23 protein-coding genes are annotated in these 26,415 nt (G+C 54.7%); 22 read left to right on the forward strand and 1 reads right to left on the reverse strand.

Features of this window, described 5'->3' with window-relative positions; translation table 11 throughout:
* Positions 1–67: 67 nt before the first annotated feature.
* Positions 68–1,651 carry a TerC family protein gene (locus ACH1XZ_RS02190; RefSeq protein WP_395594158.1) on the reverse strand — a complete coding sequence of 528 codons (1,584 nt, stop codon included), beginning with the start codon at positions 1,649–1,651 and terminating at the stop codon, positions 68–70.
* 117 nt (positions 1,652–1,768) lie between these two features.
* Here ACH1XZ_RS02190 and ACH1XZ_RS02195 point away from each other — a divergent pair, with 117 nt between their 5' ends.
* The 22 genes from ACH1XZ_RS02195 (at position 1,769) to ACH1XZ_RS02300 (ending at position 26,220) form a co-directional block, all read left to right on the forward strand.
* Positions 1,769–1,900, forward strand: coding sequence for a hypothetical protein (locus ACH1XZ_RS02195; protein WP_395594159.1), 132 nt, complete (start codon positions 1,769–1,771; stop codon positions 1,898–1,900).
* 410 nt (positions 1,901–2,310) lie between these two features.
* Complete coding sequence (locus tag ACH1XZ_RS02200) at positions 2,311–3,444, forward strand: polysaccharide export protein (protein WP_395594160.1); 1,134 nt, start codon at positions 2,311–2,313, stop codon at positions 3,442–3,444.
* A gap of 5 nt (positions 3,445–3,449) precedes the next feature.
* Positions 3,450–3,893: a low molecular weight protein-tyrosine-phosphatase Wzb gene (gene wzb, locus ACH1XZ_RS02205; protein ID WP_395594161.1), complete on the forward strand. Its 444-nt coding sequence runs from the start codon at positions 3,450–3,452 to the stop codon at positions 3,891–3,893.
* A 2-nt stretch (positions 3,894–3,895) separates the two neighbouring features.
* Positions 3,896–6,058 carry a tyrosine-protein kinase Wzc gene (wzc, locus tag ACH1XZ_RS02210; protein WP_395594162.1) on the forward strand — a complete coding sequence of 721 codons (2,163 nt, stop codon included), beginning with the start codon at positions 3,896–3,898 and terminating at the stop codon, positions 6,056–6,058.
* A 128-nt stretch (positions 6,059–6,186) separates the two neighbouring features.
* Positions 6,187–7,029, forward strand: a complete 843-nt coding sequence (wcaA, locus tag ACH1XZ_RS02215) for a colanic acid biosynthesis glycosyltransferase WcaA (RefSeq protein ID WP_395594163.1) — start codon at positions 6,187–6,189, stop codon at positions 7,027–7,029.
* Positions 7,029–7,520 (forward strand): colanic acid biosynthesis acetyltransferase WcaB, encoded by a 492-nt coding sequence (gene wcaB, locus ACH1XZ_RS02220; protein WP_395594164.1) that lies wholly within the window; start codon positions 7,029–7,031, stop codon positions 7,518–7,520. Before wcaA ends, wcaB begins: the two co-directional genes overlap by 1 nt.
* Positions 7,517–8,734: a colanic acid biosynthesis glycosyltransferase WcaC gene (gene wcaC / locus ACH1XZ_RS02225; protein WP_395594165.1), complete on the forward strand. Its 1,218-nt coding sequence runs from the start codon at positions 7,517–7,519 to the stop codon at positions 8,732–8,734. The genes wcaB and wcaC overlap by 4 nt, the downstream gene beginning before the upstream one ends.
* On the forward strand, positions 8,709–9,932 hold the full coding sequence (gene wcaD, locus ACH1XZ_RS02230; RefSeq protein ID WP_395594166.1) for a colanic acid polymerase WcaD: 1,224 nt from the start codon (positions 8,709–8,711) through the stop codon (positions 9,930–9,932). Before wcaC ends, wcaD begins: the two co-directional genes overlap by 26 nt.
* An 8-nt stretch (positions 9,933–9,940) precedes the next feature.
* The gene (gene wcaE / locus ACH1XZ_RS02235; protein ID WP_395594167.1) at positions 9,941–10,687 is read left to right on the forward strand and encodes a colanic acid biosynthesis glycosyltransferase WcaE; all 747 of its coding nucleotides are present in this window, start codon (positions 9,941–9,943) and stop codon (positions 10,685–10,687) included.
* Positions 10,688–10,696: 9 nt separating this feature from the next.
* Entirely contained in the window at positions 10,697–11,251 is a 555-nt protein-coding gene (gene wcaF, locus ACH1XZ_RS02240) for a colanic acid biosynthesis acetyltransferase WcaF (protein WP_395594168.1), read from the forward strand.
* Positions 11,252–11,275: 24 nt separating this feature from the next.
* A complete protein-coding gene (gmd, locus tag ACH1XZ_RS02245) occupies positions 11,276–12,397 on the forward strand; it encodes a GDP-mannose 4,6-dehydratase (protein WP_395594169.1) in 1,122 nt (373 codons plus the stop codon).
* Between the two features lie 2 nt (positions 12,398–12,399).
* Positions 12,400–13,365: a GDP-L-fucose synthase gene (gene fcl, locus ACH1XZ_RS02250; RefSeq protein WP_035893736.1), complete on the forward strand. Its 966-nt coding sequence runs from the start codon at positions 12,400–12,402 to the stop codon at positions 13,363–13,365.
* A gap of 2 nt (positions 13,366–13,367) precedes the next feature.
* Entirely contained in the window at positions 13,368–13,847 is a 480-nt protein-coding gene (locus tag ACH1XZ_RS02255; protein WP_395594170.1) for a GDP-mannose mannosyl hydrolase, read from the forward strand.
* Positions 13,844–15,067 (forward strand): colanic acid biosynthesis fucosyltransferase WcaI, encoded by a 1,224-nt coding sequence (gene wcaI / locus ACH1XZ_RS02260; RefSeq protein ID WP_395594171.1) that lies wholly within the window; start codon positions 13,844–13,846, stop codon positions 15,065–15,067. The genes ACH1XZ_RS02255 and wcaI overlap by 4 nt, the downstream gene beginning before the upstream one ends.
* A gap of 3 nt (positions 15,068–15,070) precedes the next feature.
* Complete coding sequence (cpsB, locus tag ACH1XZ_RS02265; RefSeq protein ID WP_395594172.1) at positions 15,071–16,507, forward strand: mannose-1-phosphate guanyltransferase; 1,437 nt, start codon at positions 15,071–15,073, stop codon at positions 16,505–16,507.
* A 146-nt stretch (positions 16,508–16,653) separates the two neighbouring features.
* Positions 16,654–18,024, forward strand: coding sequence for a colanic acid biosynthesis phosphomannomutase CpsG (cpsG, locus tag ACH1XZ_RS02270; protein ID WP_395594173.1), 1,371 nt, complete (start codon positions 16,654–16,656; stop codon positions 18,022–18,024).
* 104 nt (positions 18,025–18,128) lie between these two features.
* Complete coding sequence (gene wcaJ / locus ACH1XZ_RS02275; protein WP_395594174.1) at positions 18,129–19,523, forward strand: undecaprenyl-phosphate glucose phosphotransferase; 1,395 nt, start codon at positions 18,129–18,131, stop codon at positions 19,521–19,523.
* A 9-nt stretch (positions 19,524–19,532) separates the two neighbouring features.
* Positions 19,533–21,014, forward strand: a complete 1,482-nt coding sequence (locus ACH1XZ_RS02280; protein WP_395594175.1) for an MOP flippase family protein — start codon at positions 19,533–19,535, stop codon at positions 21,012–21,014.
* A gap of 142 nt (positions 21,015–21,156) precedes the next feature.
* A complete protein-coding gene (gene wcaK, locus ACH1XZ_RS02285; RefSeq protein ID WP_395594176.1) occupies positions 21,157–22,437 on the forward strand; it encodes a colanic acid biosynthesis pyruvyl transferase WcaK in 1,281 nt (426 codons plus the stop codon).
* Positions 22,434–23,657, forward strand: coding sequence for a colanic acid biosynthesis glycosyltransferase WcaL (gene wcaL / locus ACH1XZ_RS02290; protein WP_395594177.1), 1,224 nt, complete (start codon positions 22,434–22,436; stop codon positions 23,655–23,657). The genes wcaK and wcaL overlap by 4 nt, the downstream gene beginning before the upstream one ends.
* 9 nt (positions 23,658–23,666) lie before the next feature.
* Complete coding sequence (gene wcaM / locus ACH1XZ_RS02295) at positions 23,667–25,064, forward strand: colanic acid biosynthesis protein WcaM (protein WP_395594178.1); 1,398 nt, start codon at positions 23,667–23,669, stop codon at positions 25,062–25,064.
* 160 nt (positions 25,065–25,224) lie between these two features.
* On the forward strand, positions 25,225–26,220 hold the full coding sequence (locus ACH1XZ_RS02300) for an NAD-dependent epimerase/dehydratase family protein (RefSeq protein ID WP_395594681.1): 996 nt from the start codon (positions 25,225–25,227) through the stop codon (positions 26,218–26,220).
* The last annotated feature ends 195 nt before the right edge of the window (positions 26,221–26,415 follow it).

Here is a 26,415-nt window from a genome sequence, read left to right on the forward strand (position 1 = left end):
CTTATCGGGCCTACAATATTGAGAAGGTAGCCCGGCCAGGCGAAGCGCCGCCGGGACAGAATCCTCACTACACCTCGTAATCCCACTCATCATTCTGCGGCGGCGGAATAATCTGCACTTTCTGCACGCGGTGGCTCTCAACCTGTAGGGTTTTAAGCGTCCACGGGCCAATCTGCACTTCCTCACCGGCTTTAGGAATGCGCTGCAGATGTTCCATCAGCAGCCCGGCGATAGTGTGGTATTCGCGCTTCTCGTCCAGCGGCAGCGGGATGTACTGCACCAAATCTTCAAGCGGCATATGCCCATTCGCGGTCCACGTGCCGTCGGCATTCTTCTGAATGTCGTGGCGCGCATCAATCTCTTCTGCTTCATTAGGCAGGTTCCCGGCGATGGTCTCGGTCACGTCACTTAGCGTCACAATCCCCTCAACCGAACCAAACTCATCCACCACGAAGGCGAAGTGGGTACGCGCGTTGCGGAACTGCTCTAGCGCCGACAGCAGCGGCAGCGCTTCCGGGAAGACCAATGGCTGGCGAATTAACACGCGCAGATCCAGCGGTTCACCGCGCAGCGACTGTTGCAGAAGATCGATAACGTGTACGACGCCGAGTAAATCCTCTTCATCATTACCGCCGGTAACCACCAGGCGGGTGTGCTGGTTTTTCTCCAGCAGCGCGCGCACTTCGCTTTCCGGCGCGCTGAGATCGATGTGCTCAATATCATGACGTGAGGTCATGATGCTGCTTACCGTACGCTGGTTAAGGTTCAGCACGCGCTCGATCATCCGACGCTCCTGCGGGTCGAAGATTTGCTGGTCGTTTTGGTCTACCAGCAGTGAAGCGGTACCTGCATCGAGTTCGGCATCCTCTTTTTTACCACTCAGCAGGCGCATCACCGCCTCGGTGGTACGGCTTCGCAGCGACTGATTAGCGCTGAGGAAGCGGCGGCGGTTGAAGATAGCCAGCTGGTTCAGGAACTCGATCATCACCGAGAAGCCAATAGCGGCGTACAGATAACCTTTCGGAATGACGAGACCAAAGCCTTCCGCCACCAGGCTGAAGCCAATCATCAGCAGGAAGCTCAGACACAGAATGACAATCGTTGGGTGACTGTTCACAAAACGGGTGAGCGCCCGGCTGGCCATCAGCATCAGACTGATAGCAATAATGACCGCCGCCATCATGACAGCCAGATGGTCGACCATACCGACCGCGGTGATGACCGAGTCGAGCGAGAAGACCGCATCCAGCACCACGATTTGCGCCACAACGCCCCAGAAACGCGCGCCGCGCCGTTGCGTCGGGTTATCGTTATCTTTTCCTTCTAACCGCTCGTTGAGCTCTACCGTCGCTTTAAACAGCAGGAAGAAGCCGCCGACCAGCATAATCAGGTCGCGCGCGCTGAAGGTAAAATCGCGAATGCTGAACAGCGGTTTCGTCAGAGTGACCAGCCACGAGATAGAGGCCAGCAGAAGCAGACGCATCAGCATCGCCAGAATCAGGCCGGTGACGCGCGCGCGGTCACGTTGGGCTGGCGGCAGCTTTTCTGCGAGGATGGCGATAAACACCAGATTATCAATTCCGAGAACCAGCTCGATGACGACCAGCGTCACGAGTCCCGCCCAAATAGACGGATCGGCAATCCATTCCATACGTTGGTTAAAACCTTATGTTACAAGACGAATTGATCATGGATAAAGCGACGGCAAATTGCAACGTCTGGCTGCGATTTCTCGCGGCAAAAAACCAATGCACGACAGGAAATAATAGTGAAAAATAGTCCTGGATTTATTATTGAAAATATATTTCCAGTAGCCCATGGTTTAAGTTGTCAATATAAAGAAAATCCTAAAAAGTCATACGGCATTGATCTTAATCTTATTCTTAAAATTATTTTTTAAGCGGAGCTAACCTTGCCTGCTATTCGCTTAGCTGCAACAATTCTCTCGGTACTGAATGGAATAGCCATTGATGTACATCATGAAATAGTCATGCGGAAATGAAAAAACTCTGCATTATATATCCAGGAATAATCTCTATTCTTATTTTTTTTGAATAGTTGATGTCCACATAACAACATGATTTTTAGGTGAATTGGTAGCTGAAAGCCAAGGGCGGTAGCGTGCCTGAAAGCGTAAAGCGAAGCCTCGATTATTCTGTCAATAGCCTGCGGACGAATCCAAACTTTTTTCAGATATATGCCAGTTATATTCACCGATAAATAAATGCATGGTGAGTGTTAGGGTAATCAAATGGTACGGATTAATTTAATTCGCACAGGATAATTTTCTGCCAAAGTGATAAATAATCAATGATGAAATCCAAACTAAAATTGATGCCATTATTGGTGTCGGTAACCTTGATGAGTGGTTGCACCATACTTCCAGGCAGCAATATGTCTAGCTACGGAAAAGATGTGATTAAGCAGCAGGATGCTGATTATGACATTGGCCGAATGGTGAATGTTTATCCGCTGACCCCGCGACTGATTGAACAATTACGCCCGCGTCCTAACGTCGCGCAGCCCAACATGTCGCTGGATCAGGAGTTAAGCAATTACCAGTACCGCGTGGGCTCGGGCGACGTACTGAACGTCACCGTCTGGGACCACCCGGAGCTGACAACCCCGGCGGGGCAGTATCGTAGCTCCAGCGATACCGGCAACTGGGTTCAGCCTGACGGCACCATTTTCTATCCCTACATCGGCAAAGTGCAGGTCAAAGGCCGCACGCTCGCGGAAATTCGCCAGACCATCACCCAGCGCCTGGCGGCCTATATCACCGACCCGCAGGTTGACGTCAACGTCGCCGCCTTCCGCTCGCAGAAAGTCTATGTCTCCGGCCAGGTGAATAAATCCGGCCAGCAGGCGATCACCAACGTACCGCTGACCGTACTGGATGCGATTAACGCCGCCGGTGGGCTGGGCGAACTGGCCGACTGGCGCAACGTGGTGCTGACGCACGATGGCCGCGAACAGCGTATTTCCGTTCAGGCACTGATGCAGAACGGCGATCTGAGCCAGAACCGCCTGCTTTATCCGGGCGACATTCTGTTCGTGCCGCGCAACGACGACCTGAAAGTCTTCGTGATGGGCGAAGTGAAGAAACAGAGCACGCTCAAAATGGACTTCAGTGGCATGACGCTAACCGAAGCGCTTGGCCAGGCGGAGGGTATCGATCTGACCACCTCGGACGCGAGCGGTATCTTCGTTATTCGTCCGACCAAAGAGGGCAACAACGGCAAGATGGCCAACGTTTACCAGCTGGATATGTCCGATGCGACGTCGCTGGTGATGGCGACCAACTTTGTTCTGCAGCCTTACGACGTGGTTTACGTCACTACCGCACCGGTTGCCCGCTGGAACCGTCTGATCAACCAACTGTTGCCGACCATCAGTGGCGTTCGCTACATGACCGACTCGGCAAAAGACATTCACACCTGGTAACCGTCATGTTTAACAAAATTCTCGTGGTATGCGTGGGGAACATCTGCCGTTCCCCCACGGCGGAACGTCTGTTGCGCCGTCATCTCCCGGCGGTCACCGTTGAGTCGGCGGGACTGGGGGCGCTGGTAGGGAAAGCGGCGGATGAGCGCGCCGTAAGCGTCGCAGCGGTGCATGACGTTTCCCTTGACGGTCACTGTGCGCGGCAAATCTCCGGGCATATGTGCCGGGAGTACGATCTGATTCTGGCGATGGAGAGGCGACACGTTGCCACCCTGCATGAAATGGCGCCGGAGATGCGCGGCAAGGTGATGCTTTTTGGGCATTGGGATAATGAACGTGAGATCCCCGATCCGTATCGCAAAAGCCGCGAAGCATTTGAAGCGGTGTACCAGTTACTCGACAGGTCTGCCAGCCAGTGGGCGCAGGCATTGAAAGCTCAGCAGGGATAACCATGACTGATAAAGTAAAACAAATAAGCCCGGCGGCCTCTGGCGGTGATGAGATTGATATTGGCCGTCTGGTGGGGACCGTTATTGAAGCGAAGTGGTGGGTGGCTGGCATCACCGCGGTGTTCGCCGCCGCCGCGATTGTCTACGCCATTTTTGCCACACCTATTTATAGCGCCGATGCGTTGGTGCGTATTGAGCAGAATCAGGGCAGCGCGCTGGTGCAGGATATCAGCAACGCCTTAACCAGCAAGCCACCGGCCTCCGAGGCCGAGATCCAGATGATCACCTCGCGCCTGGTGCTGGGTAAAACCGTTGACGATCTGGACCTCGATATAGCGGTCAGCAAAAACACCTTCCCGATCCTCGGTGCCGGGTGGGATCGCCTGATGGGGCGTCAGAACCAGACCGTCAAAGTCACCACCTTTGAGCGTCCGGCCTCGATGGCCGATAGCACCTTTACGCTTGATGTCCTGAGCCCGACAACGTTCCGCTTAAGCAACGATGATGGTTTCAGCGTTGATGGCAAAGTGGGTGAGCCGGTGAATAAAGGCGGCGTGTCGATGATGGTTGCTGGCATTGCCGCCGATGAGGGCGCCAGCTTTACGGTCACGAAATACTCGACCCTGGGGATGATCAATACCCTGCAAAACAGCCTGAGCGTTACCGAAGATGGTAAAGACTCCGGCGTGCTGACGCTGACCATGGTGGGGGAAGACAAAGACCAGATCCGCGAAATCCTCAACAGCATCGCCCGCAACTATGTGGCGCAGAACGTGGCGCGTAAATCCGAAGAGGCGGCAAAGAGCCTGGAGTTTCTTGAAGTCCAGCTCCCGCAGGTACGCAGCCAGCTTGATATCGCTGAAAACAAACTGAACGCCTACCGTCAGCAGAAGGACTCCGTTGACCTTCCGCTGGAAGCGAAGTCGGTGCTCGACTCGATGGTGAACATCGATGCCCAGTTGAATGAACTGACCTTCCGTGAAGCCGAAATCTCCAAGCTCTACACCAAAATTCACCCGGCGTACCGCACGCTGCTGGAGAAACGTCGGGCGCTGGAAGAAGAGAAGGCGAAGCTGAGCCAGCGCGTCACCGCGATGCCAAAAACCCAGCAGGAAATTGTGCGTCTGACCCGTGATGTGGAGTCCGGTCAGCAGGTGTATATGCAGCTGTTGAACAAACAGCAGGAGTTGAAAATCACCAAGGCTAGCACCGTGGGCGACGTGCGTATCGTCGACCCGGCGATTACCCAGCCGGGCGTGGTAAAGCCGAAGAAAGCGCTGATTGTGCTTGGCAGCATTATTCTTGGCCTGATGTTGTCGATTGTCGGCGTGCTGCTGCGCTCGCTGTTTAATCGCGGTATCGAAAGCCCGCAGGTGCTGGAAGAGCATGGCATCAACGTGTACGCCAGTATTCCGCTTTCTGAATGGCAGAAATCCCGCGATAGCGTGAAGAGCGTCAACGGCGTGAAACGCTACAAGCAAAGCCAGCTGCTGGCGGTGGGTAATCCTACTGACCTCGCGATTGAGGCGATTCGTAGCCTGCGCACCAGTCTGCACTTCGCCATGATGCAGGCGCAAAACAACGTGCTGATGATGACCGGCGTGAGTCCCTCCATCGGTAAAACCTTCGTCTGCGCCAACCTCGCGGCGGTGATTAGCCAGACCAACAAGCGCGTGCTGATGATTGACTGCGATATGCGTAAGGGCTACTCCCACGAACTGCTCGGTACCGCCAACGATAACGGCCTGTCGGATGTGCTGGTGGGTAAAACGGCTGTCGAGCACTGTGCGAAGAAAACGTCGGTGGCCAACTTTGACCTTGTTCCTCGCGGACAGGTCCCGCCGAACCCCTCGGAACTGTTGATGGGGGAGCGCTTTAGCGAACTGCTGAAGTGGGGGAGTGCGAACTACGACCTGGTGTTAATTGATACGCCGCCAATCCTTGCGGTGACCGATGCCGCGATTGTGGGGCGCCATGCGGGTACCACGCTGATGGTCACACGCTATGCGGTGAATACGCTCAAGGAAGTTGAGACCAGCCTGAGCCGCTTCGAACAGAACGGCATTGAGGTGAAAGGGGTGATCCTTAACTCTATCTACCGTCGCGCCACCGGTTATCAGGATTACGGCTATTACGAGTACGAGTATCAGTCGGATTCTAAATAGTATTTTCCCCTCTCCCTAACCCTCTCCCCATAGGGTAGAGGGGACCGTCCGGTTTTCTCCCTCGCCCCTTTGGGGAGAGGGCTGGGGTGAGGGGAATAACCGCCCAATTGCTTATTCAGGGATATGCCATGACAACAGACTACCCGCTGATCTCCATCTATATGCCGACCTGGAACCGACAGCAGTTGGCGATTCGCGCCATCAAGTCGGTTCTGCGCCAGGACTATCCCCATTGGGAAATGATTATCGTCGATGATTGTTCCAGCAGCTTCGAGCAGCTCCAGCAGTTCATCGCCGAACTGAACGATAACCGTGTGCAGTACACCCACAACGATTTTAATTCCGGGGCCTGCGCGGTGCGCAATCAGGCGATTTTACAGGCCAGAGGCGAGTTTATTACCGGCATCGACGACGACGACGAGTGGACGCCAACCCGGCTATCGACCTTTCTGGCGGACAAACAGCAGCTCACCAGCCACGCGTTTCTCTACGCCAACGACTACGTCTGCGAAGGGGAGGTGTATTCACAGCCAGCGAGCTTGCCGCTGTACCCGAAATCACCGTTCTCTCGTGAGCTGTTCTACAAGCGCAACATCATTGGCAACCAGGTCTTTAGCTGGGCGTGGCGTTTTAAAGAGTGTCTGTTTGATACCGAACTGAAGGCGGCGCAGGACTACGACATCTTCCTGCGCATGGTGATGGCCTACGGTGAGCCGTGGAAAATTGAGGCGGCGACGCAAATCCTGCACATCAACCATGGTGAGATGCAGATAACCTCCTCGCCGAAAAAGTTCTCTGGCTATTTCAGCTTCTATCGTAAGCATAAAGAGAAGTTTGACCGCGCCAGCAAGAAGTATCAGCTGTTTACCTTGTACCAGATCCGCAATAAGCGGATGACCTGGAAGACGCTTCTGACCCTGCTATCAGTGCGCAACGGCAAACGTTGGGTTGATGGATTACGGAGCAAATAATGCTACTGGAAGATTTACGCGCCAATAGCTGGAGCCTGCGTCCGTGCTGCATGGTGACAGCCTATCGTATTGCCCATTTCTGCTCGGTGTGGCGCAAAAAAAACGTCCTCAACAATCTGTGGGCCGCGCCGGTGCTGGTGCTCTATCGCCTTATCACCGAATGCTTCTTTGGCTATGAAATTCAGGCGGCGGCGACCATTGGCCGACGCTTCACCATTCACCACGGTTACGCGGTGGTCATCAATAAAAACGTCGTCGCGGGGGATGATTTAACCATTCGCCACGGCATTACTCTCGGCAACCGTGGCCCAAATAGTCTGGCATGCCCCACGCTTGGCAACGGCGTGGAGCTGGGCGCGAACGTGGTCATTATTGGCGGCATCACCATTGGCAATCATGTGACTATCGGCGCGGGCAGCGTGGTGCTGGACGATATTCCCGACCACGCGCTTGTCGTGGGGGAGAAGGCGAGAGTGAAGGTCATTAAATGAATATTATGCAATTTAACGTGCGCCTGGCCGAAGGCGGCGCGGCGGGCGTCGCACTGGACCTGCATCAGCGTGCGCTGCGTCAGGGATTGTCATCGCAGTTTGTCTATGGCTACGGAAAAGGCGGCAAAAAAAGCGTCAGTCACGACAGCTACCCACAGGTGATGAAGCAGACGACGCGCCTGACTTCAATGGCGAATCTGGCGCTGTTCCGTCTGTTTAACCGCGACCTGTTTGGCAATCTGAATAACCTTTATCGTCAGGTGACCCGTACCGAGGGCCCGGTGGTACTGCATTTTCATGTGATGCACAGCTACTGGCTGAATCTCAACGAGGTGATTGATTTTTGCGAGCGCGTCAAGGCACACAAAGCGGACGTCACGCTGGTGTGGACGCTGCACGACCATTGGAGCGTGACCGGACGCTGTGCGTTTCTCGACGGCTGCGACGGCTGGAAAAGTGGCTGCCAGAAGTGCCCGACGCTGGGCAACTATCCGCCGGTGAAGGTAGACCGCGCGCATCAGCAGGTGGAAGAAAAACGTCATCTCTTCCGCCGCATGCTGGCACTGGGCTGCCAGTTTATCTCCCCAAGCCAGCACGTGGCAGACGCCTTTAATAGCCTGTATGGCCCAGGGCGCTGCCTGATTATCAACAACGGTATTGATGTGGCGACTGAAGCGATTCTGGCTGAACTGACGCCGATAACGGCGACCGCTCATCGGCCAAAAATTGCCGTGGTTGCGCATGACCTGCGCTATGACGGCAAAACCAACCAGCGTCTGGTGCGCGAGATGATGGCGCTGGGCGATAACGTGGAAATTCATACCTTCGGTAAGTTCTCACCGTTTGAAGGCGCCAACGTGGTAAACCACGGGTTTCTGACCGATAAGCGCCAGTTGATGAGCGAACTGAACCAGCTTGACGCGCTGCTGTTTAGCTCCCGCGTTGACAACTACCCGCTCATTCTCTGCGAAGCGCTGTCTATCGGTGTTCCGGTTATTGCTACCCACAGCGATGCGGCGAAAGAGGTGCTGGAAAAATCCGGCGGCCATACGGTGGATGAAAGCGAGGTCATCTCGCTGGTGCAGCAAACGAAAGCGGAGATAGCCCAGGCGGTGTTTGGCACTACGCTTGCTGAATTTAGCGCTCGCAGCCGCAAGGCCTATAGCGGACAACAGATGCTGGAGGAATATGTCTCGTTCTATCAGAGTCTGTAGCTATTTGCTGCTGCCATTAATCTACCTGCTGGTTAACGTCAAACTGGCGCAGCTCGGCGAGAGCTTCCCCATCACCATCGTGACTTTTCTCCCGCTCCTGCTGCTGCTGTTCGTTGAGCGCATTAACCTGAAAAAACTGATGATTGCCCTTGGGGTTGGCGTCGGGCTGACGCTGTTTAACTATGTGTTCGGCCAGTCGCTAGACCCGAGTAAATACGTCACCTCGACGATGCTGTTCGTCTACATCGTCATCATCATTGGCATGGTGTGGAGCATTCGTTTTAAAACGATTTCTCCGCACAACCATCGCAAGATCCTGCGCTTCTTTTACGTGGTCATTGGCATCGTGGTGATGATTGCCGCGCTGGAAATGATGCAAATTATTCTCTCGGGCAGCAGTAGCCTGATTGAGATGATTTCGAAATATCTTATTTACAGCAATAGCTATGTTCTGAACTTTATCAAGTTCGGCGGTAAACGTACCACCGCCCTCTATTTTGAACCGGCATTCTTCGCTCTGGCATTAATCTCAATTTGGCTCTGCATCAAACAGTTTGGTATCAAAACCCCAAAATCTGATGCTATGATTCTCGCAGGGATAATTCTTTCAGGGGCGTTCTCCGGGGTAATGACATTTATCCTGTTCTACCTGCTGGAGTGGGCATTTCAGTATCTGAATAAAGAGGCGATCCAGAAGAAATTGCCGTTGGCGATTATTTCCTTAGGCGTATTCTTTGTCGGGTTGATATTTGCCGGTCCGTATATTGCGGAACGTGTTGGCGACCTGGGAACGGAAGGGTCATCTTCATATTATCGTATTATTGGTCCTCTGGTGATGGTTGGTTATTCATTAACCAGTATTGATGGAGTGGTGCGATTCGGTTCTCTTTACGAATATGTTGCATCATTCGGAATATTTAACGGTGCGGATGTCGGAAAAACAATAGACAATGGTCTGTACCTGTTAATGATTTATTTTTCATGGTTTGCCGTAATATTAACGGCTGGCTATCTGTATCACGTTTTCAAAATGTTCATCAACGCTTTTGGGAATAATCGTAATTTCGCCGTGCAGCTGTATCTTTTTACGCCGGTGTCATTATTTTTTACCGGTTCGATATTTAGCCCGGAATATGCATTTTTAATTGTGTGTCCTTTTATTCTGCGTAAAGCGCTGAATATTGCCGACAGCAGATGAGGTGAAACATGTTGTTAAGTGTGATTACCGTGGCGTTTCGCAACTACGATGGTGTGATGAAAACCTGGCGCTCGCTGGCCCATCTGGCCAACGATCCTAGCCTCGATTTTGAGTGGATTGTGGTGGACGGCGGCTCTGAAGATGGCACGGCGGAATTTCTCGAAAAACGTAATGGGCAGTACAAGTTACGCTATGTCAGCGAGCCGGATAAAGGGCTGTATGACGCGATGAACAAAGGCATTCGCATGGCGCAGGGCAAGTTTGTTCTGTTCCTCAACTCCGGTGACAGCTTTCACCCGGATGTCTCGCAGTTTGTTCGTCAACTGCGCGCTAAGTCCGACGATGCCATGTACCTCGGCGACGCCATGCTCGATTTTGGCGATGGCACTCAGGTTCGCCGCAGCGCAAAGCAGGGGTGGTATATTTACCACAGTCTGCCGGCCAGCCATCAGGCTATTTTCTTCCCGCTGCGTGGGCTGAAAAATTATCCTTACGATGTGCAGTATCGCGTTTCATCAGATTATGCGCTTGCCGCCAGAATGTATAAATCAGGCTATGCCTTTAAGCGAATTAAAGGTCTGGTGTCGGAATTTTCGATGGGCGGCGTGTCAACCACCAATAATCTGCAACTGTGTCAGGATGCTAAAAAAGTCCAGCGTGAAATATTACGTATGCCAGCCGTACTGACGGAATTATCTTATTTGTTACGCCTGCGGACGACCGGAAAAACGAAAGCCTTATATCACAAGGCATAAGGAACCAGGATGCAGGAATTATCTGGCTTTACGGTACCCAAAGGTTTTCGCGGTGCCGGGGGCATTAAAGTTCAAATCTGGTGGGCGGTGCAGGCGACATTATTTGCCTGGTCTCCGCAGATACTCTACCGCTGGCGCGCATTTTTATTACGCCTGTTTGGCGCAAAAATAGGAAAAAACGTAGTCATTCGCCCTTCGGTGAAAATCACCTATCCGTGGAAATTAACCATTGGTGATTATGCATGGGTTGGCGATGACGCAGTGTTATACACCCTTGGTGATATTACCCTTGGGGCAAATTCAGTCGTTTCACAGAAGTGTTATTTATGCACCGGCAGCCATGATTATCAAAGCGCGCATTTTGATATTAACGCCGCGCCCATTGTGGTCGGTGAAAAATGCTGGCTGGCAACGGATGTCTTCGTTGCCCCCGGCGTCACGATAGGCGACGGCACCATCGTTGGTGCGCGGAGCAGCGTTTTTAAATCGCTACCGGCAAAGGTGATTTGCCGTGGCAATCCCGCAGTGGTCACGCGTCAACGCGTTGAGAAAGTTACTCCCTAAACGGGACTATTTGAGGAAAATATAATGTCGAAAGTCGCACTTATTACCGGCGTAACCGGGCAGGATGGTTCTTATCTGGCGGAACTGCTGCTGGAAAAAGGGTATGAAGTTCACGGGATCAAACGTCGTGCTTCCTCTTTTAATACCGAACGTGTCGATCACATCTACCAGGATCCGCACAGCAGCAACCCGAAATTTCACCTGCACTACGGCGATTTAACCGACAGCTCCAACCTGACGCGCATTCTGCAAGAAGTGCAGCCGGATGAAGTGTATAACCTGGGCGCGATGAGCCACGTGGCCGTCTCGTTTGAATCCCCGGAATATACCGCCGACGTGGATGCGATGGGCACGCTGCGCCTGCTGGAAGCCATTCGCTTCCTGGGCCTGGAGAAGAAAACGCGTTTCTATCAGGCGTCTACCTCTGAACTGTACGGCCTGGTACAAGAGATCCCGCAGAAAGAGACCACCCCGTTCTATCCGCGCTCGCCGTATGCCGTCGCCAAACTGTATGCCTACTGGATCACCGTCAACTACCGTGAGTCCTACGGCATGTACGCCTGTAACGGCATCCTGTTCAACCACGAATCCCCGCGCCGCGGCGAAACCTTCGTGACCCGTAAAATCACCCGCGCGATTGCCAACATCGCTCAGGGTCTGGAGACGTGCCTGTACCTTGGCAACATGGATTCCCTGCGCGACTGGGGACATGCCAAAGACTACGTCAAGATGCAGTGGATGATGCTGCAACAGGAACAACCGGAAGATTTCGTCATCGCCACCGGCGTGCAGTATTCCGTACGTCAGTTCGTCGAAATGGCGGCAGCACAGCTCGGCATCAAACTGCGCTTTGAAGGTAAAGGTGTGGAAGAGAAGGGGATTGTGGTCTCCGTTACCGGTCACGATGCGCCAGGCGTGAAGCCGGGCGATGTGATGGTCGCCGTTGACCCACGCTACTTCCGTCCTGCTGAAGTGGAAACCCTGCTCGGCGACCCAACCAAAGCGCACGAAAAACTGGGCTGGAAACCGGAAATCACCCTGCAGGAGATGGTCTCTGAAATGGTCGCCAAAGACCTTGAAGCGGCGAAAAAACACTCCCTGCTGAAATCCCACGGTTACGAAGTGGCGATCGCGCTGGAGTCTTAAGTATGACCAGACAACGTATTTTTGTGGCGGGCCACCGGGGAATGGTGGGCTCTGCCATCGTCCGACAGCTTGAGCAGCGCGGCGACGTGGATCTGGTTCTGCGCAGCCGCGACGAACTCAACCTGCTGGATAGCCGCGAGGTGAACGACTTCTTCGCCCGCGAAAATATCACTCAGGTGTATCTGGCGGCGGCGAAGGTAGGCGGTATTGTCGCCAACAACACCTTCCCGGCGGATTTCATCTACGAAAACATGATGATCGAAAGCAACATCATTCACGCGGCGCATACGCATAACGTGAACAAGCTGTTGTTCCTCGGTTCATCCTGTATTTACCCGAAGATGGCCAACCAGCCAATGCACGAAAGCGAGCTGCTGCAGGGGACGCTGGAAGCCACTAACGAGCCGTACGCGATTGCCAAAATTGCCGGTATCAAGCTGTGCGAGTCCTACAACCGTCAGCATAACCGTGACTATCGCTCGGTGATGCCGACCAACCTGTACGGGCCGAACGATAACTTCCACCCGAGCAACTCCCACGTGATCCCGGCGCTGCTGCGCCGCTTCCATGAGGCGGTACAGAAAAACGACGCCGATGTAGTGGTGTGGGGCAGCGGTACGCCGATGCGCGAGTTCCTTCACGTTGATGATATGGCAGCTGCCAGCATCCACGTGATGGAGCTGGACCGCAGCGTGTGGCTTGAAAACACCCAGCCGATGCTGTCGCACATCAACGTCGGCACCGGCGTTGACTGCACCATCCGCGAGCTGGCGCAGACGCTGGCAAAAGTGGTGGGCTTTAAAGGCCGCGTGGTGTTTGACGCCACCAAGCCTGATGGGACGCCGCGCAAGCTGCTCGACGTATCGCGCCTGCATCAACTGGGCTGGTATCACGAGATTTCGCTGGAGGCTGGCCTTGCCAGCACCTACCAGTGGTTCCTTGAAAACCAGCACCGCTTCCGGGGGTAACCATGTTTCTGAACGAGGAGGCGTTTGCCACCGTGGTGCAGTCTACGCCGCTCATCTCTATCGATTTGATCGTCGAGAACGCACAGGGCGAATTTCTGCTGGGTAAGCGCACCAACCGTCCAGCGCAGGGATTCTGGTTTGTCCCCGGCGGGCGGGTACAGAAAGATGAACCGCTGGCCGAGGCATTTGCCCGCCTCACCGAAGCCGAACTGGGGCTAAGCCTGCCGATGACGGCAGGCCGCTTCTACGGCGTCTGGCAGCATTTCTACGATGACAACTTTTCGGGGACGGATTTTTCCACCCATTACATCGTGCTGGGGTTCCGCCTGCAGGTGGATGCCGATGCGCTAGCCCTTCCGGACGCTCAGCATAATGATTACCGCTGGATGAGCCCTAAAGCGCTACTGGCGGCGGATAACGTCCACGAAAACAGCCGTGCCTACTTCCGGGTCGACAAAATGGCCGAGGTACCGGGCTTATGAAGATTCTGGTGTATGGCATTAACTACTCGCCTGAACTGACCGGCATCGGCAAGTACACCGGCGAGATGGTGGAGTGGATGGCGCGACAGGGCCACGAGGTGCGGGTGATTACCGCGCCGCCGTACTACCCGGAATGGCAGGTCGGGGTGAACTACTCCAGCTGGCGCTATCGCCGCGAAGAGGGCGATGCCACCGTGTGGCGCTGCCCGCTGTATGTGCCAAAACAGCCCTCGACGCTCAAGCGTCTGCTGCATCTTGGCAGCTTTGCGCTCAGCAGCTTCTTCCCGCTGATGGCTCAGCGCCGCTGGAAGCCGGATCGCATTATCGGGGTGGTGCCGACCCTGTTTTGCACGCCGGGCATGCGCCTGCTGGCAAAACTCTCCGGGGCGCGCACGCTGCTGCATATTCAGGATTATGAAGTGGACGCGATGTTAGGGCTGGGCATGGCCGGTAACGGCAAATCCGGCAAGGTGGCGAAACTGGCCAGCGCCTTTGAGCGTAGCGGACTGCACAACGTCGATAACGTCTCGACTATCTCGCGTTCGATGATGAACAAAGCCTGTGAGAAGGGCGTCCCGGCGGAGAAGGTGATCTTCTTCCCTAACTGGTCTGAAGTATCGCGTTTTCGCGAGGTGCCTGAGACGCTGGTTATCGCGCTGCGTCAGCGGCTGGGGCTGCCCGATGACCGCAAGATAGTGCTTTATTCCGGCAACATCGGCGAAAAGCAGGGGCTGGAAAGCGTGATTAGCGCGGCGGAACAGTTCCGTGAACAGCCGCTGTTGTTTGTGATTGTCGGCCAGGGCGGTGGCAAAGCGCGGCTGGAAAAAATGGCCGCTGAACGCGGGCTGGATAACGTGAAATTCCTGCCGCTGCAATCCTATGAAGATTTACCCGCCTTGCTGGCGCTGGGCGACTGCCATCTGGTTATCCAGAAGCGCGGCGCGGCGGATGCGGTACTGCCGTCCAAACTGACCAATATTCTGGCGGTGGGCGGCAACGCGGTGATTACCGCCGAAGCGGACACCGAGCTCGGACAGCTGTGTCTCGACAACCCAGGCATCGCGGTGTGCGTCACGCCTGAATCGGTTCCGTCACTGGTGGAAGGGATTGAACAGGCGCTGAGCATGCCAAAACGCAATGCGATTGCCCGCGCCTGGGCAGAACGCTCACTCGAAAAAGAGCACGTTCTTAACCAATTTATTGCTGATATTCGGGGTTAAACGATGAGTCAATCTACGCTTTTCCCGGTCGTCATGGCCGGTGGCTCGGGCAGCCGCCTGTGGCCGTTGTCCCGAGTGCTGTACCCCAAGCAGTTCCTGTGCCTGAAAGGGGACATGACCATGCTGCAGGCCACGGTGAATCGTCTGGAGGGGGTCAAGTGCGCAAGTCCGGTGGTTATCTGCAACGAGCAGCACCGTTTTATCGTCGCTGAGCAATTGCGCCAACTGAACAAACTGACTGAGAACATCATTCTTGAACCGGCCGGGCGTAATACCGCACCGGCCATCGCCCTCGCGGCGCTGGCGGCCAAGCGCCGTGAGCCGGAGAACGATCCGTTGATGCTGGTACTGGCGGCGGACCACGTTATCCAGAATGAAGATGCTTTTCGTGCCGCAGTACGTGAAGCCACGCCTTACGCTGAAAGCGGCAAGCTGGTGACCTTCGGCATCGTTCCTAACGTGCCGGAAACCGGCTACGGCTATATTCGCCGCGGCGACGTCACGCCAGGCGCGGGTGACGCGCTGGCGTTTGAAGTGGCGCAGTTTGTTGAAAAACCGAATCTTGATACCGCTCAGGCCTACGTTGCCTGCGGCGAATACTACTGGAACAGCGGTATGTTTCTGTTCCGCGCCGGGCGTTACCTGGAAGAGCTCGGCAAATACCGCCCGGATATTCTCAGCGCCTGTGAAAAAGCGATGGATGTGACCGACCCGGACCTCGATTTTATTCGCGTTGATGAAGAGGCGTTCCTGAGCTGCCCTGACGAATCGATTGACTATGCCGTCATGGAGCGGACCAACGATGCGGTGGTGGTACCGATGGATGCGGGCTGGAGCGACGTAGGCTCCTGGTCATCGCTGTGGGAAATCAGCAACCATACACCGGAAGGCAACGTGCACCATGGCGATGTGATTAGCCATAAAACCGAAAACAGCTACGTGTACGCGGAATCCGGCCTGGTGACGACCGTCGGGGTAAAGGATTTGGTGGTGGTGCAGACCAAAGACGCGGTGCTTATCGCCGATCGCAACGCGGTGCAGGACGTGAAAAAGGTGGTCGAGAAAATTAAGGCCGATGGCCGTCACGAACACCATATCCATCGCGAAGTCTATCGCCCATGGGGCAAATACGACTCTATCGACTCTGGCGATCGCTACCAGGTGAAGCGCATCACCGTGAAGCCGGGCGAGGGACTCTCTCTGCAGATGCATCACCACCGGGCTGAACACTGGATTGTGGTCGCAGGCACCGCCAAAGTGACCCTCAATGATGAAATCACCTTGCTGGGTGAAAACGAGTCTATTTACATCCCGCTGGGCGTCACCCACTGCCTGGAAAACCCGGGGAAAATTCCGCTCGACCTGATTGAAGTGCGCTCCGGCGCCTATCTCGAAGAGGACGACGTGGTGCGATTCGCCGACCGCTACGGGCGCGCGTAGCGCCGCTATTGTGCCCGGTGGCGCTGCGCTTACCGGGCCTACGGTCCTATAGGCCGGATAAGCGCAGCGCCATCCGGCAATTCACGATACGAAAATGATGACCCTCACCGGTCATGGCTAACTGCTGCCTGAAGAAAGGTAAAAACATGAAAAAATTAACCTGTTTTAAAGCCTACGACATCCGCGGCAAGCTGGGTGAAGAACTCAACGAAGAGATTGCCTGCCGCATTGGTCGCGCCTACGGCGAGTACCTGAAACCCAAAACCGTGGTGCTGGGCGGGGACGTACGCCTAACCAGCGAAGCGCTGAAATTAGCGCTGGCACGCGGCCTGCGTGATGCGGGCGTGGACGTGCTGGATATCGGCCTTGCCGGTACCGAAGAGATCTATTTCGCCACCTTCCATTTAGGGGTGGACGGCGGCATTGAAGTGACCGCCAGCCATAATCCGATGGACTACAACGGCATGAAGCTGGTGCGCGAAGGCGCGCGTCCTATCAGCGGCGACACCGGGCTTCGTGATATTCAGCGCCTGGCGGAAGAGAACTTCTTCCCGCCGGTTGATGAGGCCAAACGCGGTAGCTATCAGCAGATTAACCTGCGCGATGCCTACGTTGATCATCTGCTTGGCTATATCGACGTCAAAAATCTCACCCCACTCAAGCTGGTTATCAACTCCGGTAACGGTGCGGCTGGCCCGGTGGTGGATGCGCTGGAAGCCCGCTTTAAGGCGCTGAACGTGCCGGTCAGCCTGATTAAGGTCCACAACGACCCGGACGGTAACTTCCCGCATGGTATTCCTAACCCGTTGCTGCCGGAGTGTCGCGATGACACGCGTGATGCGGTGCTGAAATACGGCGCCGATATGGGCATCGCCTTCGACGGCGACTTCGACCGCTGCTTCCTGTTCGACGAACAAGGGCAGTTTATCGAAGGCTATTACATCGTCGGCCTGCTGGCGGAAGCCTTCCTCGAGAAAAACCCGGGCGCGCGCATTATTCACGACCCGCGTCTTTCCTGGAACACCGTTGACGTGGTGACTGCCGCAGGCGGCACGCCGGTAATGTCGAAAACCGGCCACGCGTTTATCAAAGAACGCATGCGCAAGGACGACGCGGTGTACGGCGGTGAGATGAGCGCTCACCACTACTTCCGTGATTTTGCCTACTGCGACAGCGGGATGATCCCGTGGCTGTTGGTGAGCGAGCTGCTGTGCCTGAAGGGTAAAACGCTGGGACAACTGGTACACGACCGCATGGCGGCGTTCCCGGCAAGCGGTGAAATCAACAGCAAGTTGAACGCGCCGTCGGAAGCGATTGCCCGCGTGGAAGCGCATTTCGCCAGCAGCGCGCTGGAAATTGACCGCACGGATGGTATCAGCCTGGCGTTTGCCGACTGGCGCTTCAACCTGCGTTCGTCAAATACCGAACCGGTGGTGCGCCTGAACGTGGAATCCCGCGGCAATACGCCGCTGATGCAGGCGCGAACGCAGGACATTCTGGCACTGCTTAATCAGTAACAACTGCCCCTCGTCCTCTCGAAGAGAGGACGTACCCGGTTTCCTCCCTCGCCCCTTTGGGGAGAGGGTCGGGGTGAGGGGAAAACGACGAAATAGGACCGACGATGACGACTCTAAAAAAGCGCGAACGAGCCAAAACGAATGCATCGTTAATCTCCATGGTGCAACGTTTTTCAGATATCACCATCATGATAGGTGGGCTGTGGCTGGTGTGTCAGGCGGTCGCGTTGCCGTTTTTGTACCTGCATCTGCTGATGGCGCTGGTCACGCTGGTGGTGTTCCAGATGATTGGCGGGATCACCGATTTTTATCGTTCATGGCGCGGCGTGCGCATTACCACTGAGCTGCTACTGCTGCTGCAAAACTGGACGCTGAGCTTAGTCTTTACCGCTGGGCTGCTGGCGTTTAACGACGACTTTAATACCAACTTCTCCATGTGGCTGGCCTGGTACCTGCTGAGCACCATCGGCATGCTGGCGAGCCGGGCGTTCATCCGTTACGGCGCGGGCGTGTTGCGTCATCGCGGTTATAACACCCGCTATGTGGCGGTGGCCGGTGATATGCCGGAAGGGCAGGCGCTGCTGGAAAGCTTCCGCAATCAGCCGTGGCTCGGCTACGCGGTAGTTGGCTGCTACCACGATGCAAAACCAGGCGGCGTTAACACCGACTGGATGGGCAACTTTGAACAACTGCTCGACGATGCGCGTAACGGCAAAATCCACAACGTCTATATCTCCATGGCGATGCAGGAAGAAATCCAGATTAAAAACCTGGTCCGCGACTTAGCGGATACCACCTGCACCGTACTGCTGATCCCTGATGTTTTCACCTTCAACATCCTGCATTCCCGCGTCGAAGTGGTGAACGGTATTCCCGTCGTTCCGCTGTACGACACGCCGCTCTCCGGCGTGAACCGCATCCTGAAACGACTGGAAGATATCGTGCTGGCCAGCGGCATTCTGCTGCTTATCTCACCCGCGCTGTGCTGCATCGCGCTGGCGGTGAAGCTGAGTTCGCCGGGGCCAATTATCTTCCGCCAGACCCGTTATGGCATGGACGGTAAGCCTATCAAGGTGTGGAAATTCCGTTCCATGAAGGTGATGGAGAACGACAAGGTGGTGACGCAGGCCACGCAGAACGACCCGCGCGTGACCCGTGTGGGCAACTTCCTGCGCCGTACTTCTCTCGATGAGCTGCCGCAGTTTATCAATGTGCTTACCGGCGGAATGTCGATTGTTGGCCCACGTCCGCACGCGGTGGCGCACAACGAGCAGTACCGTCAGCTGATTGAGGGCTACATGCTGCGCCACAAAGTGAAACCCGGTATTACCGGCTGGGCGCAGATCAACGGCTGGCGCGGCGAGACTGACACCCTGGAGAAAATGGAAAAACGCGTGGAGTTCGACCTCGAATATATCCGCGAGTGGAGCCTGTGGCTCGATATCAAAATTGTTTTCCTGACGGTGTTTAAAGGCTTCGTCAATAAAGCAGCCTATTGAGGACGTAACATGGGCTTACGAGAAAAAACCATCAACGGCGCGAAATGGTCGGCGATGGCAACGGTGGTGATTATTGGCCTCGGGCTGGCGCAGATGACCGTGCTGGCAAGGCTGTTTGACGGCCACCAGTTTGGTTTGCTCACCGTGTCGCTGGTGATTATCGCGCTGGCGGACACGCTATCGGATTTCGGCATTGCCAACTCGATTATTCAGCGTAAAGCCATCAGCCATCTGGAGCTGACCACGCTCTACTGGCTGAACGTGGGGCTCGGGGTCGTGGTGTTTGCGGCGGTCTATCTGCTGAGCGACACCATTGCCAATTTGCTGCACAACCCGGACTTAGCACCGCTGATTAAAACCTTGTCGCTGGCGTTCGTGGTGATCCCCCACGGGCAGCAGTTCCGCGCCTTGATGCAAAAGGAGCTGGAGTTCAACAAGATTGGTTCGATTGAGACCGCCGCCGTGCTGTCGGGCTTCACCTTCACGGTGGTGAGCGCCTGTTACTGGCCGCTGGCGATGACGGCTATTCTCGGCTATCTGGTCAACAGCGCCGTGCGTACGCTGCTGTTTGGCTATTTTGGCCGCAAAATCTATCGTCCTGGGCTGCATTTCTCGCTGGCTACCGTGATGCCCAACCTGCGCTTTGGCGCGTGGCTGACGGCGGACAGCATCGTTAACTATATCAACACCAACCTTTCAACCCTGACGCTGGCGCGCATTCTCGGGGCGAGCGTGGCGGGGGGCTACAACCTGGCCTACAACGTGGCGGTGGTACCGCCAATGAAGCTCAACCCGATTATCACCCGCGTGCTGTTCCCGGCGTTTGCCAAAATCCAGGACGACAACGACAAGCTGCGGGTGAACTTCTACAAGCTGCTGTCGGTGGTGGGGATTATCAACTTCCCGGCGCTGCTGGGGCTGATGGTGGTGAGCAATAACTTTGTACCGCTGGTGTTTGGCGAGAAGTGGATGCACATCGTGCCTATCCTGCAATTGCTGTGCGTCGTGGGCTTGCTGCGTTCGGTGGGTAACCCGATTGGCTCGTTGCTGATGGCCAAGGCGCGCGTGGATATCAGCTTTAAATTCAACGTGTTTAAAACCTTTCTGTTTATTCCTGCGGTGATTGTCGGTGGGGAGATGGGCGGCGCGATTGGCGTCACGCTCGGCTTCCTGCTGGTGCAAATCATCAACACCATCCTCAGCTACTTCGTGATGATTAAACCGGTGCTGGGGCCGGGCTACCGTGACTATCTGCTGAGCCTGTGGTTGCCGTTCCGGCTCTCGCTGCCAACGCTTATCACCAGCTATGCGGTCGGGCGACTGCTGGCGGGCAGCGTGTCGTTACCGATGCTGCTGGCGTTACAGGTGCTGGTTGGCGTGCTTAGCTTTGCGCTGGTGATTGTGCTGTCGCGCAATAGCCTGCTGATTGAACTTAAAAAACCGCTCTGTCGGAGCCAGAAACTGAAGATGCTACTGCGCGTTTCTGATTAACCGTTGATGTAGGCCTGATTAGCGTAGCGCCATCAGGCAACCCGGCGCAGATTGCCGGATGGCGGCGTTGCCTTATCCGGCCTACGTTCGACAATGACGCATTTTTGAATGATTTGCTTGAAACCCCTTTGATGAGGCCATGATGAAATTATTAATTTTGGGAAACCACACCTGCGGCAACCGCGGCGATAGCGCCATTATGCGCGGCCTGCTCGATGCCATCGTCCGTCAACAGCCGGACGTTGAAATGGACGTGATGAGCCGTTTCCCTGTCAGTTCTTCCTGGTTGCAGGGGCGTGAGATTATTGCCGATCCGCTGTATCAACTGAGCCAGAAGCAGGCAGCGGCTGCGGGCATGAGCGGACGCGTGAAGAAAGTGCTGCGCCGTCGCTTCCAGCACAAGATCCTGCTGGCGAAGGTGACCGGCGAGGGCAAACTGCGTAACTTTGAGATTGCACCGGAGTTCCATGAGTTTGTGCGCTTCCTCGGTAATTACGATGCAATTATTCAGGTTGGCGGCTCAAACTACGTCGATCTCTACGGCTTGACCCACTTTGAATACCCGCTGTGCGCCTTTATGGCCAATAAGCCGATTTACATGATTGGCCACAGCGTGGGGCCGTTCCAGAATCCAGACTTTAATCAGTTAGCGAATTACACCTTTGGACGCACCAATGCGCTGATCCTCCGTGAGACGGTGAGCCGCGAGCTGATGGCGAAAGCGGAGATTGATACCTCGAAAGTGGAGCAGGGGGTGGATACCGCCTGGTTGGTTGAGCATCGTAATGACAGCTTTGAACCGAGCTACGCGGTGCAGCACTGGCTGAACCTGACCGCGCAGCGCAAAACCGTCGCCATTACATTGCGCGAGCTGGAGCCGTTCGATAAACGTCTTGGCACTACCCAGCAGGCCTACGAAAAAGCCTTTGCCGAGGTGGTGAACCGCATGATTGCCGACGGTTATCAGGTGCTGGCGCTCTCAACCTGTACCAGTATCGACCGTTACAACCGCGATGACCGCATGGTCGCGTTGCGTATGGCGCAGTTCGTGGAAAACCGCGAGCATTTCCATATCGCCATGGATGAACTGAACGACGTGGAGATTGGCAAGATTCTTGCCTCCTGCGAGCTGACCATTGGCACGCGTCTGCACTCGGCTATCATTTCCATGAATTTCGGCACCCCGGCGATTGCCATTAACTACGAGCACAAGTCCGCAGGCATCATGCAGCAATTGGGGATGCCGGAGATGGCTATCGATATTCGCCACCTGCTGGATGGTTCGATGCAGGGCGTCGTGGGCGATATCCTCAATCAGCTTCCGGCGCTGGGCGAGCGCGTTGCTGCCGCAGTGGAAGGGGAACGCCAGAAAGGCTTCACCATGATCGAATCGGTGCTTAGCCGTATCCGGGAGGGCCGATGAAAGTCAGCTTCTTTCTGCTGAAATTCCCGTTATCGTCAGAGACCTTTGTCCTGAACCAGATTGTGGCGTTTATTGAGATGGGCCATGAGGTGGAGATTGTCGCGCTGCAAAAGGGCGACCTCACTAACACCCATGCCGCCTACACCCAGTATCGGCTGGCGGAGAAGGTCCGCTGGTTACAGGATGAACCCGCCAGCACGCTGGAAAAGCTGCGCTATCGTGCCTTCAGCACGCTGCGCGGCCTGCATCGTCCCGCCGTCTGGCGGGCGTTGAATACCCGGCGATATGGGCAGGAAGCGCGTAATCTGATCCTCTCCTCGATTTGTAGCCGCACGCCGCTGCCCATCACCGCCGATATCTTTATCGCGCACTTTGGCCCTGCCGGCGTGACGGCGGCGAAGCTGCGCGAGCTGGGCGTTATTTCTGGCAAGATTGCTACCGTATTCCATGGCATTGATATCTCCAGCCGGGAAGTGCTGAACCACTATACCGATGAGTATCAGCAGCTGTTCCGTCGCGGCGACATGATGCTGCCCATTAGCCAGTTGTGGGCGGAACGCCTTCAGGCGATGGGTTGCCCGGCGGATAAAATTACCGTTTCCCGCATGGGCGTGAATATGGACCGATTCTCGCTGCGGCCGTTGAAAGCGCCGGACGACTGTCTACAGATTATCTCCGTCGCCCGGCTGACTGAGAAAAAGGGGCTGCACGTGGCGATTGAAGCCTGCCGCCAGCTCAAAGCGCAGGGCGTTAATTTTCGCTATCGCATTCTCGGTATTGGCCCATGGGAGCGCCGTTTACGTACCCTTATCGAGCAGTATCAACTGGAAGACCGCGTGGAGATGCCGGGGTTTAAACCCAGCCATGAGGTGAAAGCGATGCTCGATGAGGCTGACGTGTTCTTGCTGCCGTCCATCACCGGTGCCGATGGTGACATGGAGGGGATTCCGGTGGCGTTGATGGAGGCGATGGCGGTAGGCATTCCGGTACTCTCTACCGTACACAGCGGGATCCCTGAGCTGATTGCATCTGGTGATTCTGGCTGGCTGGTGGCCGAAAATGATGCGCAGGCGCTTGCCGAGAAACTCAAACTCGTCGGGCGGATGGATGAGCGGAGCCTTCAGCCCGTGCTCCAGCGCGCTCGCGCTAAAGTAGAAACTGATTTTAACCAGCAGGTGATCAATCGACAGCTTGCCCAGTTGCTGCACACGCTTTGCTGAGGAGGTGCCATGCGTACTTTGACTCGACGACACTTTCTAACGGCAGGCGCGACGCTTGCCGCTCTTCCATTACTGCCTGCCGTTTACGCTCGCGCTGCGGGGCAGTCCGCAACCGTGGATATTCGCGACTACTACCGTGATGGCGATTGGATCCGCGCCTTCAACGAGGCTTTCAGTCATGGTGATACGGTCTCCGTTCCTGCTGGTGTGGTTTGTGACAACATCAACGCAGCCATCACGCTGCCGCCCGGTAAAACGCTGGCGGTTGCTGGCGCCTTGAAGGGTAACGGGCGCGGGCGATTTATTTTGCAAGAAGGGTGTAAGGTTAGCGGCAGCGGTGAGGCCAGTCTCTATAACATCACGCTCGATGTTCGCGGGGGCGACAGTACGATCGAGGGGCTGACCCTGAGCGGCTATGGCCCAGTGGCGCAGATCTTTATCGGTGGCAAAGACAAACGCCAGATGAAGAACCTGACCATCACCCGCCTCACCATCACCAAAGCCAACTACGGCATCCTGCGACAGGGCTACCATAATCAGTGGCAGGATGTCAGCATCACCCACTGTCATTTCAGCTATTTACAAGGCGACGCCATTGAGTGGAACGTGGCGATTAACGACAACAATATCCTCATTTCCGACCACGTCATCGACCACATCGATTGTACCAACGGCAAAGTGAACTGGGGGATTGGTATTGGGCTGGCGGGTAGCACCTATAATAACGGCTACCCGGAAGACCAGGCGGTGAAGAACTTCGTCGTGGCGAATATTACGGGAAGCAACTGCCGTCAATTGGTCCATGTTGAGAATGGGAAGCATTTCATTATTCGAAATGTTAAGGCGAGGAATATTACACCGGAGTTTAGTAAGAAGGCGGGAATAGACAACGCCACCGTGGCGATCTACGGATGTGATAATTTCGTGATAGATGGTGTTGATATGGTTAATAGCGCGGGAATGCTGATTGGCTATGGTGTTATCAAAGGTAACTATTTGTCTATACCGCAAAATTTCCGGTTGAATAATATACGGTTAGATAATACTCAACTGCCATATAGCGTTCGGGGAGTGCAAATTTCAGCGGGGAATAAGCCGTCGTTTGTGTCCATCACCAACCTGACGATGAAGCGTGCTTCACTGGAGATTCACAACAAACCACAACACTTTTTCTTACGTAATATCAATGTGATGCAGGATTCATCTCGTGGCGCAGCGCTGCAGATCAATTTCGATCTGCGCAAGGATGTTCGTGGTAAGTTTATGGCGCGAGATGACACGCTATTCTCTATCGCTAACGTTAACGCGATTAATGAGAAGGGACTACCCTCTGTCGATATTGATGACATCGACCAACAGGTTGTAAATGTTGAAAAAGTCAACTTTCATGTTCCGCGTCGGCAATAATAGGTAGGCCTCAGGTTTGTCTGACACTTCTATACTGGATCTCATTTATCAAAAGATTATAATTGCCCGATTGATAAATAATGATGCTAGGTCGGCGAGCCTGAATGCTTTGGGAATGACCTGTCTTCTAATGATCGCGGCACGATACTTGTAAATGATGATGAATGATAAAGTTTGCTTTGTAGGGGCGTCTGGTTTTGTAGGCACCCGCCTGATTGAACTGGTGAAAGGTGATTTTCACCTCAAAAACGTGGACAAGCAGCAGAGTCATTTCTTCCCTGAACTCACTGTCCTGGGCGACGTTCGCGATCTGAATAGCATGGAAGCTGAACTGGCTGGTTTCGATACCGTAGTCCTGCTCGCCGCCGAACATCGTGATGACGTGAGCCCTACGTCACTGTACTACGACGTTAACGTTCAGGGAACACGTAACGTGCTGGCGGCAATGACCAAAAATGGCGTAAAAAACATTATCTTTGCCAGTTCAGTTGCGGTATATGGCCTGAACAAGGTTAATCCTGATGAAAGCCATCCCGAAGATCCGTTCAACCACTACGGCAAAAGCAAGTGGCAGGCTGAAGAAGTTCTGCGCGAGTGGTACAACGAGGAACCGGATGCGCGTTCTTTGACCATTGTTCGTCCTACCGTTATTTTCGGCGAGCGCAACCGTGGTAACGTCTACAATTTGCTCAAGCAGATCGCTGGCGGGAAATTCGCCATGGTCGGTTCTGGCACCAACTACAAATCCATGGCTTACGTTGGCAATATTGTCGAGTTCATCAAGTACAAACTGTTGAACGTTGAAAAAGGCTACGAAGTGTACAACTACGTCGACAAACCAGATTTGAATATGAATCAGCTGGTGGCTGAAGTTGAAAAAAGCCTGGATAAGAAAATCCCTTCCGTACATCTTCCCTACGCAGCTGGCATGTTGGGCGGTTTCTGCTTCGATTTGCTGAGTAAAGTCACCGGCAAAAAGTATGCGATAAGCTCCGTTCGTGTGAAGAAATTCTGTGCAACAACGCAGTTTGACGCGACGAAAGTACATAGCTCAGGCTTTACTGCGCCGTACAGCTTGTCCGAAGGGTTAGATCGTACGCTGAAGTATGAATTCGTCCATGATAAAAAGGACGATATTACCTTTATTACGGAGTGATTCTTCACTGCGAAAATTCGGAAATGCTGCCTCGCGTTGCACAGCCTGACAGGCTTTCCGATTCATCTGAGTCAAAATTGTTGGTTGATAGGTTGTAGTAGAGCGATACGTTTTCAGTATCTTTTTGAGTTCAAACGGATTCAGGAACTCGCTCTGACGATAACGGTCTTAGGGACTATACTTTTTCAACTGATT

Source organism: Kluyvera chengduensis (assembly GCF_044197065.1).
In the GTDB taxonomy this organism is placed as follows: domain Bacteria; phylum Pseudomonadota; class Gammaproteobacteria; order Enterobacterales; family Enterobacteriaceae; genus Kluyvera; species Kluyvera ascorbata_C.

What these genes read in the sequence shown, in the direction of transcription:
- ACH1XZ_RS02190 (WP_395594158.1), bottom strand. Translation starts at nt 1,651, where the DNA reads ATGGAATGGATTGCCGATCCGTCTATTTGGGCGGGACTCGTGACGCTG.
- ACH1XZ_RS02200 (WP_395594160.1), top strand. Translation starts at nt 2,311, where the DNA reads ATGATGAAATCCAAACTAAAATTGATGCCATTATTGGTGTCGGTAACC.
- wzb (WP_395594161.1), top strand. Translation starts at nt 3,450, where the DNA reads ATGTTTAACAAAATTCTCGTGGTATGCGTGGGGAACATCTGCCGTTCC.
- wzc (WP_395594162.1), top strand. Translation starts at nt 3,896, where the DNA reads ATGACTGATAAAGTAAAACAAATAAGCCCGGCGGCCTCTGGCGGTGAT.
- wcaA (WP_395594163.1), top strand. Translation starts at nt 6,187, where the DNA reads ATGACAACAGACTACCCGCTGATCTCCATCTATATGCCGACCTGGAAC.
- wcaB (WP_395594164.1), top strand. Translation starts at nt 7,029, where the DNA reads ATGCTACTGGAAGATTTACGCGCCAATAGCTGGAGCCTGCGTCCGTGC.
- wcaC (WP_395594165.1), top strand. Translation starts at nt 7,517, where the DNA reads ATGAATATTATGCAATTTAACGTGCGCCTGGCCGAAGGCGGCGCGGCG.
- wcaD (WP_395594166.1), top strand. Translation starts at nt 8,709, where the DNA reads ATGTCTCGTTCTATCAGAGTCTGTAGCTATTTGCTGCTGCCATTAATC.
- wcaE (WP_395594167.1), top strand. Translation starts at nt 9,941, where the DNA reads ATGTTGTTAAGTGTGATTACCGTGGCGTTTCGCAACTACGATGGTGTG.
- wcaF (WP_395594168.1), top strand. Translation starts at nt 10,697, where the DNA reads ATGCAGGAATTATCTGGCTTTACGGTACCCAAAGGTTTTCGCGGTGCC.
- gmd (WP_395594169.1), top strand. Translation starts at nt 11,276, where the DNA reads ATGTCGAAAGTCGCACTTATTACCGGCGTAACCGGGCAGGATGGTTCT.
- fcl (WP_035893736.1), top strand. Translation starts at nt 12,400, where the DNA reads ATGACCAGACAACGTATTTTTGTGGCGGGCCACCGGGGAATGGTGGGC.
- ACH1XZ_RS02255 (WP_395594170.1), top strand. Translation starts at nt 13,368, where the DNA reads ATGTTTCTGAACGAGGAGGCGTTTGCCACCGTGGTGCAGTCTACGCCG.
- wcaI (WP_395594171.1), top strand. Translation starts at nt 13,844, where the DNA reads ATGAAGATTCTGGTGTATGGCATTAACTACTCGCCTGAACTGACCGGC.
- cpsB (WP_395594172.1), top strand. Translation starts at nt 15,071, where the DNA reads ATGAGTCAATCTACGCTTTTCCCGGTCGTCATGGCCGGTGGCTCGGGC.
- cpsG (WP_395594173.1), top strand. Translation starts at nt 16,654, where the DNA reads ATGAAAAAATTAACCTGTTTTAAAGCCTACGACATCCGCGGCAAGCTG.
- wcaJ (WP_395594174.1), top strand. Translation starts at nt 18,129, where the DNA reads ATGACGACTCTAAAAAAGCGCGAACGAGCCAAAACGAATGCATCGTTA.
- ACH1XZ_RS02280 (WP_395594175.1), top strand. Translation starts at nt 19,533, where the DNA reads ATGGGCTTACGAGAAAAAACCATCAACGGCGCGAAATGGTCGGCGATG.
- wcaK (WP_395594176.1), top strand. Translation starts at nt 21,157, where the DNA reads ATGAAATTATTAATTTTGGGAAACCACACCTGCGGCAACCGCGGCGAT.
- wcaL (WP_395594177.1), top strand. Translation starts at nt 22,434, where the DNA reads ATGAAAGTCAGCTTCTTTCTGCTGAAATTCCCGTTATCGTCAGAGACC.
- wcaM (WP_395594178.1), top strand. Translation starts at nt 23,667, where the DNA reads ATGCGTACTTTGACTCGACGACACTTTCTAACGGCAGGCGCGACGCTT.
- ACH1XZ_RS02300 (WP_395594681.1), top strand. Translation starts at nt 25,225, where the DNA reads ATGAATGATAAAGTTTGCTTTGTAGGGGCGTCTGGTTTTGTAGGCACC.